This window comes from Paenibacillus sp. FJAT-27812 (assembly GCF_001273905.1).
GTDB lineage: Bacteria > Bacillota > Bacilli > Paenibacillales > Paenibacillaceae > Pristimantibacillus.
On sequence record NZ_LIGH01000001.1, the window covers coordinates 6,986,042 to 7,004,516 of the forward strand.

The following is an 18,475-nucleotide window of genomic DNA, read 5'->3' on the forward strand; positions in this document are numbered from 1 at the left end:
TTGTTGAACATTGTCCGAAAACGAATATCATTTTTAAACAAAATAGTGTAATTTTAACATTTATATTAACAAAAATACCCCTAAAATAAGAAGACCTATGACTATGCATAGGCCTCGCGTTGCTCTGGGGTGAATGAATCATTGGATGGAGGTTAGCCTTTTATCGCACCGTCTGCCATACCTTTAATGAAATATTTCTGAAAAAACATATAAATGATCGTCATCGGCATCATCGCAATCAAGCAACCGGCTGCAACCCAGCTAATATTGCTTTGAAATTGCGAGATAAAGGACGACAGCGCAACCGGAATCGTGCGGTAGTGCACGTTTTGCAGGAAGAACACGGAGAACTGGTAATCATTCCATACCTGCATGCCCAAAATAATGACGACCGTTGCGGTAATCGGTTTCAATAACGGAAAAATGATGCGGTAAAAAATTTCAAAATGATTGCAGCCGTCAATTAAAGCTGCCTCATCAAGTTCCTTCGGAATGGAACTTACAAACCCGGCATATAAAAATATCGTCATTGGCAAAATAAAGGTAACATGAACCAATATAATCGCCCAATGGGTATTGACGCCTCCGACATCGACGACCAGCCTATACAAAGGCACAAGAATCGTAAGCCCCGGAACGACTAAGCAGGATATGCAAACCATATAAACGACCTGGTTCAATTTAGACTTATACCTTGATAACGGGTAAGAGGCCATCGAACCGAACAGAATGCCAAGCAGCATCGTACATACCGTAATAATCACGTTGTTTATTAAAGCCGTATCAAGGCCGGCTCGCTCCCAAGCATCGACGAAATTTCCGAAAAAAAGAGTAGAGGATGGAGCCCACTTCGAGCTCAAATCACTCGAAGGCTTAAAGGCCATGTTGACCAGCAAATAAAATGGAATGATATGCACAATGACGATCAGAAGGGCGGCGATGTATTTCGGTAATCTGATCATGCCTGAACCTCCTTCCTGCGCAGCAGCCAAAGCGCCGTTAAGCTAATGACGCAGATCATCAGAAACATGACATTACCAAGCGCAGCAGCGTAGCCAGCATCTTGCCTTGCAAACATCAGGTTGTACATCATCGTGGACAGCGACATTGAAGCATAGCCGGGACCTCCGTTGGTCATCGAAATAATGACGTCGAACAGCTTCAAACCTCCAATTATATTGACTACAATATTAACCGTAATAGCAGGCATCAACAGAGGTAAAGTTATATTTTTGAAACGAGCGAACCAACGAGCACCGTCGATTTCCGCCGCTTCGTAATAGTCTTTTGGAATAGATTGCAAACCGGCTAAAAAGATAATCATTGCAACGCCCATATATTGGTAGGTATTCACAAATGTGATAATCCACACTGCCATCGGTCCGTTCGAGAGCCAATCAGCCGGCGCATGTCCGAACAATGCAGTCAAATCATTTAAAGCGCCATTGTTGTACTGAAAGATGAAATACCAGATATAACCCATAATGAGTGGACTTATAATTACCGGCAGGTATACAACGGTACGTATAAGCGACTTTGCTCTAATCTGGCGATCAAGAAACAGCGCATAAGCTAGACCGAGTATGTTTTGGAACAATGTGCTTCCCAAACCATAAATCAGCGTATTCTTGAATGTTGTGATCATTTTGGGATCTGAAAACATCATTTTGTATTTCTCGAGGCCCACCCAGATCATGTTTTGCGAAAAACCGTTCCAGTTATAAAAGGATACCTGAACACCTTTAAGGAGCGGATAAAAAATAAATATCGAAAATAAAACCAGTGCAGGCACATACATTAAATTCAACAGGCCTGGAAAACGAAACAATTTTGCTCCGAGCCCGTTTGATTTTGTTTTATTCGCATGACCAGGCACGTAATTTGTCTCTTTAGCAGCAACTTTATCAGCAGACATCCCCAAACCTCCTTCCACAAATACGGCCTTTTCTTTCGAAAATGATCTGCGGCCGTAATGGCTTAGCCGATTGCGGCCGCAGCTATCTTCATATGCCGATTTCTATGTTGCTCATTAATAACCGTATTCGAATGTTAATTATTTGCTGACTGCTCTAAGACGCTCATATTCCTGCTGCATGTTTTTAGAGAATTCTTCAATTGAAATACCGCCCGCAAGCAGATCTGCGCCGTTTTTGCACATAACATCCCACATTCCGCTTGGCAGGAATACGCGGTCAAAATAAGGAAGGATACGAATATCGTTGTATTTCTCGTAGAAGCCAGTTAGATCCCCCGCTTCAACCTCAATGCCGTCAAGACCAGGAGGAAGCGCAAACGAGGAAGCCATTGCTGCGATATTTTCCGGTTTTGCGAAATAGGCTACGTATTTCTTAGCCGCGTCGATGTTCGGGGAATCCTTCCATACGCCAAACGTCGTTTTTTCGCCGCCTGCAAAGGTTGGCGTATCGCCTTCGTGAATCGATGGAATCGGCATAAATCCGCCTTTGAAATTCGGGTTAAATGTTTTTGCTTCCTCAATAACATAAGAACCGTAAAACGCGAATGCTGCTTTGCCTTCAGCCAGGGCTTGCGCATCGTCGCTGTATTTTGCTGTCAGAACATTCGGATTCAAATAGCCGTCTTTTTTCAAATTCAAAAACATTTGGGCCATTTGATCCCATTTTTTCCAATCAAACGTACCATCGCTCAATTGCGCGCCATCATTCACTTCTGCGCTTGTATAAAGCGGAGTCGCGAAGTAATCGAAAAACTGTCCGATCGGCCAGCTGTCTGCTCCTCCCATGTGGAACGGAATAACTTCGCCTTTGGATTCTGTTTTAATTTTCTCAGCCGCAGCCATGAGCTCGTCATACGTTTTAGGAACTTCAATACCGTACTTTTCAAGCACTTCGACGTTGTATGCGATACCAGACTTATCTTGATCCATTGGCAGCGCATACACTTTGCCGTCAGCATCCGTTACCGCTGGCTTGATCGCCTCATGCAACCGGCTTACCCATTCTTCATCCCTGAGATCCGCCAAATACTCGCCGTATCGAATTTGCGACCAGCCGTGTGTCGCGAATACATCAGGAAGCTCGTTGGAAGCCATCTTCAACTTCATAATGTTCTCGTATTCGCTTCCCGGCGCGGAAAACTCTACTTTAATGTTCGGGTTTTCTTCCATAAATTTTTTAGTCATCTCTTGCAGCAGCGCCGCTTGCTCGCCTACTACGTTAGTTGATGCCGTAATCGTTACCGGCTTCTCACTTTTGTTGTTTTCAGAATTGTTAGTTGTTGGTGCATTAGTAGCATTTGTAGCGCTTCCATTTTCATTCGAACCTTGTGATCCGCAAGCCGTCAGTAAAAATACTAGAATCACGCTTAGAAACAACATCATTTTTTTCGATTGTTTCATTTTCATCTCTTTCAATCCCCTCATGTTTGTTGTCTGACTACGCTTTCATAATAGCATGGCTGACATATGCATCCATATGCTAAAGATCTACGAAGTCTGCGCTGATTTCTACACCAAATATTGAAAACGCTGACAAGCTGGTTGACATCCATGAATGCGATTTCATATGCTATGCATGAGAATTGGCAACTTATTTTATTATCGGAGGGGCTGCGGTTGAACTTTATTCATACCATGCGCTTTAAATTAACGCTCATCTATACGCTCAGCATCGTTACACCATTTATTGTGCTGGCCTTCGTCCTGCCCTACTATTTCCAAGGCTTATTAACGAAGGATACGCAGCAGTTGTCAGCGAATACATTGGCAGCAGTTGCTGCAAATATTGAAACCTACTTCGATGATTTAGAGCGGTTGACCGCCTCTCCTTATTTGAATGACAATATCCTTCAGGCTCTCAAAATTAAAGCAAGCAATCAATACGATACCGCCAATGATTATGTCCGGCTGCAAACCGATCGCGCTCTGACGAGTACGCTATCTGCATTTTTCAGCAATACGAGAGAAGACATTATAAGCACGCTTGTCATCCCAATTACTGGACAAGCCTACTTGAATTCCCGCGATCATACTTTAAGCCTCATAGACCATTATCCCTTCGAAGAGGAGGATTGGTACAAAAAAGCGGAAGCTGCGAACGGCAAAGCAGCCTTCATCAACTCGCATCCGCAATCTTATCTAAGCAGCGAATCACCCGCTCAAGTGTTTTCAGTTGCACGGCTTCTCAAAGATCCAGAGTCCGGTCAGCCGCTTGGCGTCATTATGTCCGACGCCGCTACTAATGTTTTGCGCAAGATAACTGCAAATATTCACTTTAACGTCAGCTCAATTGTCGCTATTATGGATGAGAACAATCAAATCATTTATGCCAACAAGCCTTTATCAGCCAATATCATACAAAAAATAAAAATGAAGCCGCAATCCATTAAAGACAACCACGATGAATATGCGGCCGTATACAATCAGATTGATTCGGCTGGATGGAACATCGTCGCTTTATTGAATAAATCAGAAATCAACGAAAAAACAAGATGGATTTACGAAATCGGGGTTCTGCTATCTTTCGGCGGTTTGTTTGTGACTTTCCTTCTTTTCCTATACTTATCGCAGTGGATTGTCGAACCGTTCAAACGAATGTTCCATGTCATGAAGGAAGTCAAACGCGGAAATATGAAGGTCCAATATGAGAGCAAAGGAAAAGATGAAATCGCTCAGCTAGGCGGGGCGCTTAACAGCATGATCTCTCAGATCAACGAGCTCATCAATTCGCAATATAAAGCTGTGCTGGCACAGCGGGATGCTGAATACCAGGCTTTGCAGGCGCAAATTCAGCCTCATTTTCTCTATAACACACTTAATGGGTTTATCGCGTTGAACAGGAACGGCGATAATAAGAAGCTGGAAAATGCCATATTCTCCTTGAGTGGAATGCTCCGCTATATATTACGGGATCATGCGCTGTCAACTATAGAGAGGGAATTCGCATTCTTATCCCAATACCTCGAACTGCAGCAGCTGCGCTTTGAGGATGATCTGACTATATCCATTCATTATGATCATGAGCTTGCTAATTTCAAGCTGCCGAAGCTGATTTTGCAGCCCCTAGTCGAGAACGCAATCATTCACGGCACGGAGCCGGACGATAAACCGAATGAAGTGCGTGTCATAGCCAGCATCGTTATTGGAAAAGAAGGACGGCTGCTCGCTATTGAGATTGCCGATAACGGCGTTGGTTTTGAAATTAAGCCAAATAATGAATCGAAGCATATCGGTATCGCGAATGTGAGAAGCCGGCTTCAGCTCACCCACCCGGATTCCGAGCTTATGATCAAAAGCCGCGTCGGTATGGGGACGACGATCCATATTTATATCCCTATCAAGGAGGACCATTACAAATGAATATTATACTAGCAGACGATGAGAAGCTCGCGCGACGCGTTTTGGTGAGCATGCTCAGTGAGATGGACCTCCCTCTTCAAATAAAAGGCGAAGCCAAAAACGGCGAAGAATTACTCAAGCTAGTCGAGCAGTATCTTCCAGACCTTGTATTCGTCGATATCCGCATGCCCAAGCTTAACGGCATTGAAGCGATACGAATGGGGAAAAACGTTTCTCCGCACACAAAATGGGTCATTATATCAGGGTTTAATGATTTTGCTTATGCGAGAGAAGCGCTGCAGCTAGGGATCACCGATTATTTGGTTAAGCCGGTGCATCACTCTGAACTGGAGCAGGCAGTCAGGCAAGTATTGGCGGAGCGTACCGAAGTGATGCTGCGGTTAAACCGGCAGTTCGAGTACGATCTGTTGTCCATGATTCACAGCACAAGCGAGCGGGATCATTCCGATTTACGGCTGCCTGAGAAAATGAAGCGATACCGTTTTTCCATCACCTTGCTTAAAGCAGCGGCGAATCAATCGCAGGAGGATACCGGCTCGCAGCTCATGCTGTATCATCAGCAGAATATGAAACCGCTGCTCGCCCGCAGTGATATTCGCTGTTGCTTGATTAGAATGCCGCAAGGGTCGTTCCTCTCCTGCATAGCTTGGGACCCGCATAGCGAAACGGACGGCGAATCGCCTCTTGCCTTATATAACCGCCAGCTTGCATTTAGCTTCAAAGCTTCAAGCACAGAATCGTTATCGGTTTATGCGCTGCAGGCTCCCGTATGCAAGGATGCAGGTACAGTCCAAGAGGCAGTCGTCCAGCTTCACCATTTGATGCCTTTGCTCTCGCTGCTGCCGCTTGGGCAGCTGCATCAATGTGAGGAGCTGATGCAGCTCGAAAATCTCGAAGTTCATCTGAGAGTAGGCAATTGCCTGAACCGGGTATCACAGCTCTATTTGCAAAAAGACTATTTGAACTATGCGAAGGCGCTTGCTGCATTTGAGAAAGAATTAAAAAGCTTTGTCCCAAGCAAGCCTGCCGATTGGACTTGCGCCGCCGCTTGCTTAGACCGTCAGCTCCCTTCCTCCCTTACTGGGGAGAGCTTGCGGGATTGGATGCCAAAGCTGCAGGCATGCGGAACGAATATGCTGCATGTCATGTCTGATGCGAACAGAGAACAAGGGGATTTGATCGCAAAGGTGATTGCTTATGTCGACCAGCATTATATGAATGACATCGGAATTGCCCAAATCGCGGATGAGATCGGGATGAGCCCGAACTATTTAAGCGCGATTTTCCACAAAAAATACGGCACCACCTTCACCAAATATTTAATTGAAACCCGTATGCTTAAGGCGAAAGAGCTGCTGCTTTCCCAGCCGAACCTGCAGATTCAGAAAATAGCCGAACAAGTCGGCTATTACAGCCCGCGCCATTTCACGAAGCTATTTACCCAATACTTTGGTAATTACCCTTCTGAAGTGCGTGAGCAGTTCAAATAGCTTCGGATTTGGTTGCAGCAGACCCGCGACGCAAAAACTCCCGCAATGAGCCATTGCGGGAGTTTTTCGATCCACTAACCTTTAATTGCGCCCTCAGTCAAGCCTTTCTCAATAAACCGCTGGATAAACAAGTATATAATTAATACTGGAATGACCGTAAGGGAAACGGCGCTCGCCATAAGTCCAAAATCGGTTCCGTATTGTGAACTAATCTCATTAAGCAGAGCAACGATCGGACGTACATTTTCCTTGTTTACGAAAATTAACGAGGAGAACAAATCGTTGTAGGACCATAGGAACACGAAAATGCTTGCAGATGCAAATACTGGTCTTGATATCGGTAAAAATATTTTCGTAAACATGGAGAAGCGATTACATCCATCTATAAATGCCGCTTCCTCTAAATCCTTCGGAATGGTGGCCATGAATCCGGCAATTACCAACGTTGCAAAAGCTAGATTGCCTGAGGTTTGAGGAAGAATCAGTCCTAAGTAAGTATTAACCAGCTTCCATTTGATAAGTATTTCATAAACCGGTACAATCGTCGCGAACGTCGGAATCAATAGGGTTGCGACAAGCAGGGAGAAAATAATGTTTCTGCCCCGAAATCGGAATCTTGCGATAACATATGCCGCCAAACCGCCGAATACCAATACGAGCAACACGCCGCTTATGGACATAATCAAGCTGTTCATATAGCTCTGCCCCATATTGATGCGGTCAAACGCATTCTCGTAGTTGCTCATGACAGGTTTTGATGCGAAGCCAAAGGAGTTGTTCATAACCTCTCTGGACACTTTAAACGAATTGTTTACGACCCAGAACAACGGATAAATGGTCGTTAAAGCCCATAAGCTCAAGCAAAGATATACAAAAAAACCACTCGCTGAAAAACGTTTTTCCGTCGTTGCTTTTTTCACTGTGCGCGTCTCCATATTCATTTGTTGCATTTCCGGCCCCCCCTTCCACAGTTAGTAGGTAATTTCTTCTCTTTTGAGCAGACGGTTCGTAATAACCGACAGCACAACGCCGAATACGACGATAAAAATCGCAACCGTTGAGCCATAGCCAAAGTTCAAGTCGATTAACGCCTTCTTGTACATGTAGGTTCCGAGCACCTCTGTGCCGTTCTGTCCCCTAGCCAAAATCCAAATGAAATCAAATACTTTAAGCGTACCGGTAATCGCCAAGATCAAAACGACCTTGATATCGCTCACAATAAGCGGAATCGTTAGATAAACGGTTTTCTTAATGCCGGAGATGCCTTCCATCTTCGCTGCCTCATAGAAATCCGAAGGAATCTTGGACATCGCCGTAAGGAACAAGATGAAATAAAAGCCAACATAATGCCATACGGTTGGAACCGCGATCGCCCGCAAGGCGCCCGTCTCGCTTAGCCACAATATTTTTTCCAATCCGAACTTAGCCAAAGCGCTGTTCAATAATCCGAATTGATAGTTGTAAATCAACACGAACATCAAAGAAATGGCTGCGCCGGAGATAACGATTGGGAAAAAGAATACGGTACGGAAAAATGTTTTTCCCCACTTAATGCTATCCACCATAACGGCTAATACCAATGCGATGCCAACCTGGAAAATAACGACATAGAGCATAATCTCCAACGTGTTGAGCGTAGCCGCTCCCAGCATTTCATCCGAAAAAAGCCGCTTGTAGTTTTCAAATCCGACGAACTTCTTATCAAAGAAACCATTTGTCCGAAAGAAGCTCAAATATATGCTTTTAAGAAACGGATAATAAATAAAGATGGACATTAAAACCGCGGCTGGAAACAAAAATAAAAAGATATACTTCCGATCGCCCTTCATACAATCACCTACGGTGTCATTTTTTTTGATCTTGAAATGATAGCGCCGCCCTTGCATGCAGAGGGGCGGCGAGTATCATTTGGAGCGTGACAAGATTATTGGGAATTACTTATTCGCATCCTCGATTTTTTTAGCGGCCTCAAGTGCCTCTTTTGGCGTTTTCTCGCCTGTTACGATCGGTTTGATGAATGAACGGATCGTTGTGAACGTTTCAGGAGACATTTTGCTGTCTACCGGCATGCTGATGGAAGCAGCCTTAGCAGCCATTGCAAATCCGTCAAGCACAACTTGCGGGTGGCCGGTAACTTCAACGTCAGCCGCAGGTGTTCCGCCATTCGCTTGAGCGATCGTTTGAATGCTTGTTTTCGACGTTACATGTTTCAACAATGCGATTGCGGCATCTTTTTTCTTAGCGTCGTCAAACGTTTTTTGAGCTAGATAGAAACCAGTACCGAATCCGCCTACGATATCATTGCCGCTTCCTTTGCCGCCAGCGATAGCAGGGAACGGAAGTACTGTAGTCTCGGCTTTGCGCTCATCGCTCATGCCGCCAATTGCCCATGAACCTTCAATCAGCATCGCTGCAAGACCTTCGTAGTAATAGTTCTGAGCCATTCCAAGATCGATTGTTGCAGCATCCTTAGGGAATGCGCCGAGGTCATAAAGCTCTTTCAAGCCTGACAAGCCAAGCTCCCAGTTCGGATCGATTCCGTCTTTCAAACCTTTCGCTTGGCTTTCAGGACCAGCAGCAGAAAGAATCGAATGCTCGATTAGGTAGTGCGATTGGTCGAATGGCGCGGAGATTGGAATAATGCCTTTGGCAGCTAAAGCTTTAACAGCTGTTTTCAGCTTTTCCCAGTCTGTAGGAAGCTCCACATTGTTGTCTGCGAACAGCTTTTTGTTTACGAACATGCCTTCGTAGAAGCCTGTTACAGGGATGGAGTAGATTTTGCCGTCCGCTTGTTTAGCAAGCTCAAGCGCATCAGGGATGAAGCCGCCTTTCCATTCTGGGTCTGCATCCAGGATGTCGTTTAACGGCACCGTTTTGCCAGCGTTTACAAAGCCTTCAGCATCTTTGCCGATAAAGTAGAACAATAGATCCGGCTCGTTGCCGCTGTTCATATCCGTGTTTACTTTTGTTCTGAAGCCGTCGTCATTCGCCGACATGATGTCGTTTTCAACCGTAATGTTAGGATTCGCATCCGTGAACTCTTTCAAAACTTTCTCAAACGCTACTTTACCAGGGTCAGTGCCGCCGAATGTGGAAAATACGCGAAGCTTAACCGGTGCTGCTTCAGGCGCTTTCGTTGCTTCGTCTGCCGGCGTCGAGCTTGGCTCTTTGCTGCTGCCAGCCGTATTGTTTCCGTTATTTCCGTTGTTGCCGCATGCTGACAAAAGCAAAACGCAGATAAGAGCTAAAGACAAAAATAATTTTGAACTTTTAAACATTTTTGTTAATCCCCCTTAAAATAGTGTTATTTTAGTAAATGCTGTTTCCTGCTGTTACTAAAATTTTATGGGATTGTTTAGTTCATTTCAATGGGGTATTTGGTAAAATAAGGGGTTAATATCTCTCTTAACGGGGGTAAAAATATGTGGCTATTCGCGGTCAAGGGGTAAAAAAATACTATTGGATTGGGCCAAGCGATATCTAAGAGATTCGGACGCCCTTCGCTCCTTCATTGCGCAAATTCATCGTGCTCAAACCGCTCTTATGGCCGCTGCAGCGCGGTGCAGCGGTTATGACGGCTCCGGTTAAAAAAGCTAGCTGGACGAGCCACCTATCTTTTTTTGATACTAAAGTCCTATTCTTTTTTACATATATTATAAAAAATGAAGCGCTATTTTCTCATCCGATTGCCCGAAAAAAGTCAATAGCTGCGTACAACCGCTTAATTATTTTGAACAATTATTTCTTGATATTGACATCATAAATCATGTTTTTGATTAAATAATCCAAAATACTCTCATAATTAATTAAAAAGTGTAGTACACTGATTTCAGTCGCAGTTGGTATGACAAATATATCCACTCCCCCTCCGAGAATGTTCCTGCCCGTAAATCACGATGCTTCGCGAATGGCCAATTCATAGCTTTAAACTCCATTAACCACCCTTGATATGAACTCAAACTTGAGTTTATATATACAGCTTTCTAAGAAAGGAGGCTCTGTTCCCCCATCAACGGTAGTGTTTCACGACACGTTTATTTGCTATTTGTTTAAGCGCTTAAACGTAGCGGCAATACCCAATTTGAAGGAGGTTAACCCATTGTCAACCATTCGTTTAGCTCAGTTAAAAGTAAAGCATTTCCGTACTTATTTCAGCATTATGCTAATTACTGCTCTTGGATTAACGCTTTTCTCGCAACAGCTTTTTGCCCACGGTTATGTTGAAGGGCCTGCCAGTCGTGCAGCTCTATGTAAATCTGGACAAAACACGGATTGTGGATCGATAGTCTATGAACCTCAAAGTCTAGAGGCGCCTAAAGGATTCCCAGCTGCAGGTCCTGCAGACGGCAAAATCGCCAGCGCAAACGGAGCATTCCCTAAGCTTGATGAGCAATCGGCAACCCGCTGGTCGAAAGTAAACATTTCCTCCGGTCAAAATACATTTACTTGGAAGCTTACAGCCAATCATTCAACAACAAGCTGGAAGTACTATATTACGAAACAAAACTGGAATCCGAATGCCGCGCTTACTCGTGATTCCTTCGATTTAACGCCGTTCTGCTCCGTGAATTACAGCGGTCAACCGCCATTCTCCTATTCGAACACTTGCAACGTGCCTGCCCGTACCGGCTATCAGGTCATTCTAGCGGTTTGGGAAATCGCCGATACTGTAAACGCTTTCTATAACGTCATTGACGTTAATTTCAGCGGAACGAACCCAGGCGATACACAGGCGCCGACTGCGCCATCTTCCTTAACGTCGCCAGCCAAAACGTCCAACAGCGTATCGCTCGCTTGGAATGCTTCAACGGATAATGTCGGGGTTACCGGCTATAACATTTTCAACGGATCTTCCCTAGTAGGATCGGTATCCGGCACGACGCTCTCCTACAATGTAACAGGCTTAACGGCAAATACCGCTTATACCTTTAATGTTAAGGCGGTAGACGCTGCGGGCAATGCTTCCAGCGCGAGCAACTCTATTTCCGTAACGACAAACGCCCCTGTCGGCAACGACACGCAAGCGCCGACTGCGCCAGGCGCACTGCATGTGATGGGAGCACCGACCTCATCGAGCTTAATGCTGATGTGGAACGCATCTACCGATAATGTAGGCGTGACCGGGTACAAAATCTACCGCGGCTCAACTTTGGTCGCAACTGTTGCAGGCACAGCATCCTCCTATACGGTGACAGGCCTCGCTGCAAGCACGACTTACACATTCAATGTGTATGCAGTCGATGCTGCCGGCAACCAGTCGGCTGCCAGCACGGTCAATGGCACAACAGCAGCGGCTTCCACAGCTCCTGCATGGGCACCTAATACAGCTTATTCGACTGGAACACTCGTAACGTACAACGGTTCCGTTTACGAGTGCCGTCAGGCGCATACTTCAATCGTGAGCTGGGAGCCAGCAAACGTTCCTGCTCTTTGGTTGTTGAAGTAGCCGTTAATCAGCCATCACAAAAAAGACCGGCAACGAGCCTGTTGACTCGTTGCCGGTCTTTCCCTGTGTGAAATAATCGTATTGCCCTTCCGCATTTTTCCCCGATGCAAAAATAATTTTTCCCGGTTGAATCCATAACGGTCAATATGCTGCCTTCGCCTAGCTTCGCATAGTCGATGCTGTTGAACGGCTCCGACATAAGGACGCTGGGATGCCCATCTATGATTTCGCACGCAGATAATGCATTGTTAACGCTTCCCTTTACTTCCATGCCAAGCTCAGACCATGGAATAAAACGTTTCATTCCTTCCAGATCAAGCTCCTCGTCATCGACCAACAGCACCTTGTACATGAAAACATCCCACCCTAATAAACGTAAGCTGCGTTACTCATCGTTTAGCAGTTTTAACTTCGCTTGCCATCTCGCCGTAATATAATCCAAATAATCCATAACTAAGCCCCCAACAATGACCCAGGACATAAAATGCGGCGCGTTAAAAAACGCTTCAAAATGCTTAAATCCGACCCAAGGATTTTCAAATATTTTGGCACCTGTAAAAATGTTGTAATCCATAAACGCAGTCAAAATGCCATACATCGGAATGTATGAAAATACAAAAACCAGCAATACGCCTGGCCAAACCATCAGCTGCACATCCAGTTGCTTGAATAAACGATTGTAAAAAAACTCTTTTTTCTAATCGGCTTCTGCTCCGGCGGCATCGCTGCGTACGGTTGTTTCGTCGTTGCTTGCGACATGCTCTTCCTCCCATAACAAATTGACATCTAACCCTTGCGGAATATCTCTAAAGCCGCCTTCGACTCCAGCAGCAACCGCATCCCGTTCTGCTCATGTACATTCTACCGCTGGTAAAATGTTGAAACGATATAACAAAAACCCGATTTTTTATACTTCTACAGGCATTTTGATAAAATCGGTCAACTTTATGATTTTTTCAGTCGTAAATGGCAAAGCACAAAAAAAAGCACTGCCACCTGATGGCAGCAATGCTTCTATAAACGGGCAGCCCCGAGTTAATCGAACGCTCCTTAATAAGCTTTGGATACTTCAATCTTCTGCGTAATGCCATCCTCATTCGTAAAATAAATATGGACGCCGTGATCCTGATCGTCGAGGAAATAGGAGACGTATTTCTCTTCCCCCTTCTTCATGGGCACGAGCAGCGTCACGATGCGGTGGCTTGCCGCGGCGTTAGTACCCGCGCTCAAATGCCACTGATTTTCTAGCCCTTCCAGCTCGGAGGGATCTACATCCGTAAATTGATCATGCTGCGATAACGTCATTTTGCCCGATGAGCAGTAAACGAAACGACCATCCATATCCGCCGCTTTGCCTCTTACACGGAAAGTTTGATCCGATAGCTGCATCTCGTTCAGCGTGTGCATAAGCCAGTCCAGCTTAGCTGGCTGTGTCAAATCTACATAATCGACGATAACAACGTAGGATTGATTAAAAAAGTATATTTCTCGCATGTACCGCTTCAAATAAGGCACGTTCACCTTATAAGCAGCCGTGGCATCCATTCGCGTGTAGCCGAAGCCTCCGCCCGCCTCCGAATAGTAAGCTTCCTCTATATTACCGCTTGCTTCCATGCATTCTACTTTGTTTTTGCCTGCATATTGGCCGGTGCCGTCGATCAGCAAATTGTTGGTTGACCGCGTCTGCCGGCGCCAATTCACATGCATCGAACTGCCGAAGGCGACGTAATGGCCGCTCTCGATTGCGAGCGGCTCGCCATAGGCATGCAGCAGAAACCCATTTTGGTCGCCGTGGCTATGGCTAATCGAGCCATAACGGCTGCTTTTTGCAAGCAGCATAATATGCTCACTTGGATCATCCATCCGGTGATGCATCGCTACCCAGCCGATATCGCGGAACCATTTGACCGGCTTAATGGCTTCCCGTGTAGGCGCAATCGCCTGCACCACCGGATAATCATGGTTATACAACAGCTCGTCGAAGCGAAAATCCCACCAGCCGTAATTATAAAATTTCGAATCCGCGTCCTTGTCGGAAGCAGCCGTCTGCTCGTAGTACCATTGATAAAGCCCGTTGCCGCTTCGCCCAGCGAACTGGCGGATGTTAAAGCCGGTCTTCAAGCTGGTTGGCTCGCCTAGGTTAGATTGGTCGCCGAAGCTCGCGCGCGTCGTCCACGGACTTGCGCAATATAACGGAAAATCGCCAGTCCTTGCAAAAAACGGCCTTTTGAACAGATCAACGGCTGTGAAGCCTCGAATGAGATTGATCGCATCGATTACAAAGGCAAGCCCGGTCGTCCAATAAAGCGGTCCTTCTGCCCAGCCTCCGTCCTCGCCGCCCCAAGGCGAATAGAGGCAGGAGTAGTATTCCAGCGTGTAATCGAGCCACTCCCGCGCCTGCGGCTCCTCGTGCAGCAGCGCGATGCCGGCCGGCGTAAGCACCGAGGATAACGACCTGACAGCATGGCTGTCATACGGTACGTGATGGATTTTGGAACGGTCAATGACATGATGGGCTACTTGCTCTGTCCTGCGCAGCAGATTGGCTCGTACTGCAGCCCGCTCCTCATCGGAGAGATAGCCATGCAGCCAGTCATACCCCCATGCAACCGCTCCGGCAATCCGAAACGCCGCTTCATCGTTGTAATCGCGCGAAGTTGTCCCTTCCGTATCCCACGAAATGACATGGAGCAGCCAGCTTTTTGCCTTCTCAATCATGCCAGCGTCTTGGGTGATGACGCCTGCGACGCTCAGATGGCGAATTGCATATAACGTCTCCTGACAATCCATATACATTTTGCGCCATAACCTCGCGATACGTTTGTTGCCTGGATAACGCTCTGGCTCGGCAATGAGCTCCTTATGCAGCCATGGCTTAACCGACTGTTCATAAAAGACATCCCAGCCGCAATAAGAAGCGTCCTTTGCAAGCTCCGTGCGGAATGACAGCAATTGCTCATGGCTTAGCCACAGCCTAGGGCGGGCAGTTGATGTCTCTTGATAGCGGTCTTGCCTTGCAGGGAGCGGCGTCTCCGGCAGCCCTTCCGGCACGGTGAACGACCTTGTCTTGCTCCAATTCGACTGAGCTCCCGCCCCCTCCGCCAACAAGGCGTAACGCCAGTAATACCGCCCGGGCGCAAAGAGGTGATCCGGCGTATATAAATTATAGGGAACCTGATGTACCGTAACCGTCTGCTCCTGTTCGAAGCTGCCAGTTGGCGCATATTGCAGCACATAACGGTCATCTTCGAGCCTTGCCGGCATCCATGTAAATCTAGGGGGATTCTCTAGCAGCTTCGTTTGCTCGCTCGGCTCATAAGGTACGGACAGCTTGCCGCTGAGCGGCTCAAACAATTTGTTCATCGCAGCATCCCTCTCTCTTTCAAACCGTCGTCCGTTAACGCATAAATGCTGCCAGCCCCATTCTCTTCTCCGCCCAAGCTGACGATTAGCTCACCCGCTTCCGTCCATCGCAGCTGCGGAGCGTCATTCCCGCATGCATACACGGCGATAAAGCGGACGTTATCGCCAACTTGGCGATGCAGAAGTCCCTCGGACCGCTGCGACGGATCAACTGCTATTCCTGGTGTGAGCACATGAATAAGCGATGAACCTGCATCAGCCCAAAGAGTGACAGATACTTCCTCCGGGGGTGATTGCTCTTTAAGCTGGGTCTGCTGCTCAATTCGGACCGTATACGATCGTGGGGCTGACGTTTCAAAGCGGCTTATCGCTTGTACATATGCGTAGCCGTCATGCTCGCCAAGCGGCTTCGGCATTGAAGCCGGATCTTTCTTGTAATGTCTTTCGCCTATGCCCGAATCCCCCACGCCAACATAATGAAACCACCAATCCACCTGCTGCTTCTCCACTAACCGAACCTCGAACCAGTCCAGTACCCACAAGTCATTAACGAGCACATGGCGATCGAGAACGGCGCCTTCATAAGCATCGCCAGTACGTATCCAAGCGTATGAGCGGCTCTGTTCTTTTTCATGCTTTATGCAAGCGCCCTGCGCTTCGGACTGCGAGCGCCCGCCGATGCTGACCGTATTATGGCATGCGGTATGCGGATACCACTCCTTCTTTAGCCGGGAACCGTAAGGCACAGTGCCGCGATCTGGCGTGAGCGGATACGAGCGGTGGCTGAGCATCAGATTCAGCTTGTCATAGTGGCCATGCGAGCCGCCATGCGAACCAAAATCGAGCAGGCAGGACAGCTTATTGCGTTCATGCGCGAGTACGGCAAAACCGCTGCTTTGCAGCAAGACGGTTTCCATTTGCTCTTTTCGCGGCTTTAACTTCCAATCTCCCGTTCCATATAGAACAGCTTCCAGCCCACTGCGGGACGGAGCATCCGGGCTTAGCTGACCATAGACTTTGCTCAGCAGCGGCAAAATGTCCTCGTTGCCATATTGCGCCAATCCGATTTCGAAAATCTCGGCCAGCTCCCTAGCATATGGCTCTCGCCAATAAGGTCCGTCATGCAGTGCAGGCAATGAGCCGCTCGCGTCTGCAAGCTGGGCAAGCACATCCAGCATGCCGCTAATGGACTGCCCTGCCTCACCGCTATAGCCGTACAAGTCCTCCCCAAACCTTGCCGCCATTTCAGCGTTAATCAAGTACGCGCGCAGCACAAAAACGTGATAGTATATGCTTCCTTCAAACTCCAGCTGATCAGGCTTCACCGCAATCGAGAGATGATGGCGGAAGCCGCCCTCGTCATCCAGCTGCGCCAGCAGCTTCTGCCGTTCGCCGCGAGCCGCGTATACGCAAGACAAAGCAGCGTTAAGCCAAGCTGTGTAATTGTTCTCGGGATTGCCCCGCTCATTGGTCAAGATCGCATGATATTCCAGCATGCTGCTCTCCAGCATCGCAAAAAATGCATGTAGCGTCTCCTCTCCCTCGGTGAAGGAGATTCCTTCGTCAACGAGCAGCAAATACGCCCTAATCAACGTCGTAGCCCATATCGCTTCCGTTAGCGCCTGATGGAAAGCTCTGCCTTTCAGCATCCATGGAGATGCAGCGGGATGAACCGGATAATGCGGGAATTGCTGCGCATACCGGACGATGATCGATCGCCCAAGATCGGCATAACGCCCTTCGCCGGTAGCTGCAAATACAGCGGCCGCTTGCAGCGCATGCCTTGCAAGCGACTGATGCTTGAACACAAGCCATGCCCCTCGATAAGGCTCGCCTCTCAGCTCACAGCCATGGGGACAAGTAAATATAGCCGCATCTTCTTCAAGCGGATCGAACAGCAGCTCCGAATGATGGGCAGGGCATACATAGCTATGCCACCAACCGCCTGGCTCCATTGGAATAGCCGGTTCACGCTGATGCTCTGCGGCAGCCGTAACCTGATCCAGCTCAGCCGCCAGCTCCTTCAGCGCATCCGCGCACCAACCATACATTTCAGCCTTCCCCCGGATGCTCATCGCATGAACATGCCCCCGTTTATTTCGATCGTCTCTCCCGTCAAATAGGAAGAAAGCTCCGATACGAGGAAAAGCACGGCGCCTGCAACATCCTCCGGCGTCCCTTCGCGCCCGAGCGGAATGCCCTGCACGGTCGCCTTGCGGGCGGCATCGGGCGTGAACGTATCGTGGAATGCCGTCTGCCCGATAAAGCCCGGCGACACTCCATTCACCGTAATGCCGCTCGCGGCAAGCTCCTTGGCAAGCCCTTTCGTATAAGTAAGTACGGCTGCCTTGCTCGCTGCGTAGATGGATGCGCCTGGTCCGCCGCCGTTATGCGCCGCGATCGACGTGACATTGACGATGCTCCCCCTGCCCTTCGCTTTCATGCCGGGAATGACGAATTTACTGACGAATACCGCACTTTTTAAATTTACGTCCATGACCTTCGCATACAGCTCTTCCGTCATTTCCTCATTCGCCAGACGCTGGACCAAATGTCCCGCGTTGTTTACGAGAAGGTCGATGCTGCTCCCGAAGGAAGCTTCGACTGCGCTTACCATCTCCTCAATCTGCTCCGGCTTCGTCACATCCGCTTGGAACGCTTCCGCCGTGCCGCCCGCAGCACGAATAGCGGCAACCGCTTCCTCCGCTCCCGCGCGGCTGCTCAAATAATTGAGCGCCACTTTTGCCCCGCTTGACGCAAGCATGCTAGCTACCCCTCGTCCGATTCCTCCCGAAGCTCCCGTGACGAGCGCTATTCTCCCCGTAAGATCAATATGCATCG

General features: G+C 47.7%; 14 protein-coding genes. 3 read left to right on the plus strand and 11 right to left on the minus strand.

What is annotated here, in order from left to right; all coding sequences use genetic code 11:
* Window positions 1–152: 152 nt before the first annotated feature.
* The 3 genes from ADU23_RS30100 to ADU23_RS30110 all read right to left on the minus strand — a co-directional run bounded on the left by ADU23_RS30100 (window position 153) and on the right by ADU23_RS30110 (window position 3,382).
* Window positions 153–962: a carbohydrate ABC transporter permease gene (locus tag ADU23_RS30100; protein WP_053377132.1), complete on the minus strand. Its 810-nt coding sequence runs from the start codon at window positions 960–962 to the stop codon at window positions 153–155.
* Window positions 959–1,798, minus strand: coding sequence for a carbohydrate ABC transporter permease (locus tag ADU23_RS30105; RefSeq protein ID WP_141680325.1), 840 nt, complete (start codon window positions 1,796–1,798; stop codon window positions 959–961). Before ADU23_RS30105 ends, ADU23_RS30100 begins: the two co-directional genes overlap by 4 nt.
* A 255-nt stretch (window positions 1,799–2,053) precedes the next feature.
* Window positions 2,054–3,382 carry an ABC transporter substrate-binding protein gene (locus tag ADU23_RS30110; protein WP_063846121.1) on the minus strand — a complete coding sequence of 443 codons (1,329 nt, stop codon included), beginning with the start codon at window positions 3,380–3,382 and terminating at the stop codon, window positions 2,054–2,056.
* Window positions 3,383–3,592: 210 nt separating this feature from the next.
* Between ADU23_RS30110 and ADU23_RS30115 the strand changes: the two genes are divergently transcribed.
* Complete coding sequence (locus tag ADU23_RS30115) at window positions 3,593–5,335, plus strand: cache domain-containing sensor histidine kinase (RefSeq protein WP_176707726.1); 1,743 nt, start codon at window positions 3,593–3,595, stop codon at window positions 5,333–5,335.
* Window positions 5,332–6,825: a response regulator transcription factor gene (locus tag ADU23_RS30120; RefSeq protein WP_053377135.1), complete on the plus strand. Its 1,494-nt coding sequence runs from the start codon at window positions 5,332–5,334 to the stop codon at window positions 6,823–6,825. The genes ADU23_RS30115 and ADU23_RS30120 overlap by 4 nt, the downstream gene beginning before the upstream one ends.
* Window positions 6,826–6,899: 74 nt before the next feature.
* Here ADU23_RS30120 and ADU23_RS30125 read toward each other — a convergent pair whose 3' ends face one another.
* From ADU23_RS30125 to ADU23_RS30135, 3 genes are all read right to left on the minus strand, one after another.
* Window positions 6,900–7,775: a carbohydrate ABC transporter permease gene (locus tag ADU23_RS30125; RefSeq protein WP_231637560.1), complete on the minus strand. Its 876-nt coding sequence runs from the start codon at window positions 7,773–7,775 to the stop codon at window positions 6,900–6,902.
* 21 nt (window positions 7,776–7,796) lie between these two features.
* On the minus strand, window positions 7,797–8,654 hold the full coding sequence (locus ADU23_RS30130) for a carbohydrate ABC transporter permease (RefSeq protein ID WP_053377136.1): 858 nt from the start codon (window positions 8,652–8,654) through the stop codon (window positions 7,797–7,799).
* Between the two features lie 105 nt (window positions 8,655–8,759).
* The gene (locus ADU23_RS30135; protein ID WP_053377137.1) at window positions 8,760–10,103 is read right to left on the minus strand and encodes an ABC transporter substrate-binding protein; all 1,344 of its coding nucleotides are present in this window, start codon (window positions 10,101–10,103) and stop codon (window positions 8,760–8,762) included.
* Between the two features lie 821 nt (window positions 10,104–10,924).
* Between ADU23_RS30135 and ADU23_RS30145 the strand changes: the two genes are divergently transcribed.
* Entirely contained in the window at window positions 10,925–12,271 is a 1,347-nt protein-coding gene (locus tag ADU23_RS30145) for a lytic polysaccharide monooxygenase (RefSeq protein ID WP_053377139.1), read from the plus strand.
* 7 nt (window positions 12,272–12,278) lie between these two features.
* Here ADU23_RS30145 and ADU23_RS33855 read toward each other — a convergent pair whose 3' ends face one another.
* The 5 genes from ADU23_RS33855 to ADU23_RS30170 all read right to left on the minus strand — a co-directional run bounded on the left by ADU23_RS33855 (window position 12,279) and on the right by ADU23_RS30170 (window position 18,473).
* A complete protein-coding gene (locus ADU23_RS33855; protein WP_053377140.1) occupies window positions 12,279–12,623 on the minus strand; it encodes a response regulator in 345 nt (114 codons plus the stop codon).
* Window positions 12,624–12,656: 33 nt separating this feature from the next.
* Window positions 12,657–12,917 (minus strand): hypothetical protein, encoded by a 261-nt coding sequence (locus ADU23_RS30155; RefSeq protein WP_053377141.1) that lies wholly within the window; start codon window positions 12,915–12,917, stop codon window positions 12,657–12,659.
* A gap of 404 nt (window positions 12,918–13,321) precedes the next feature.
* Entirely contained in the window at window positions 13,322–15,634 is a 2,313-nt protein-coding gene (locus tag ADU23_RS30160) for a DUF4962 domain-containing protein (RefSeq protein WP_053377142.1), read from the minus strand.
* Window positions 15,631–17,709, minus strand: a complete 2,079-nt coding sequence (locus tag ADU23_RS30165) for a heparinase II/III domain-containing protein (protein WP_053377143.1) — start codon at window positions 17,707–17,709, stop codon at window positions 15,631–15,633. Before ADU23_RS30165 ends, ADU23_RS30160 begins: the two co-directional genes overlap by 4 nt.
* Window positions 17,706–18,473 (minus strand): SDR family NAD(P)-dependent oxidoreductase, encoded by a 768-nt coding sequence (locus ADU23_RS30170; RefSeq protein ID WP_053377144.1) that lies wholly within the window; start codon window positions 18,471–18,473, stop codon window positions 17,706–17,708. Before ADU23_RS30170 ends, ADU23_RS30165 begins: the two co-directional genes overlap by 4 nt.
* Window positions 18,474–18,475: the final 2 nt, after the last annotated feature.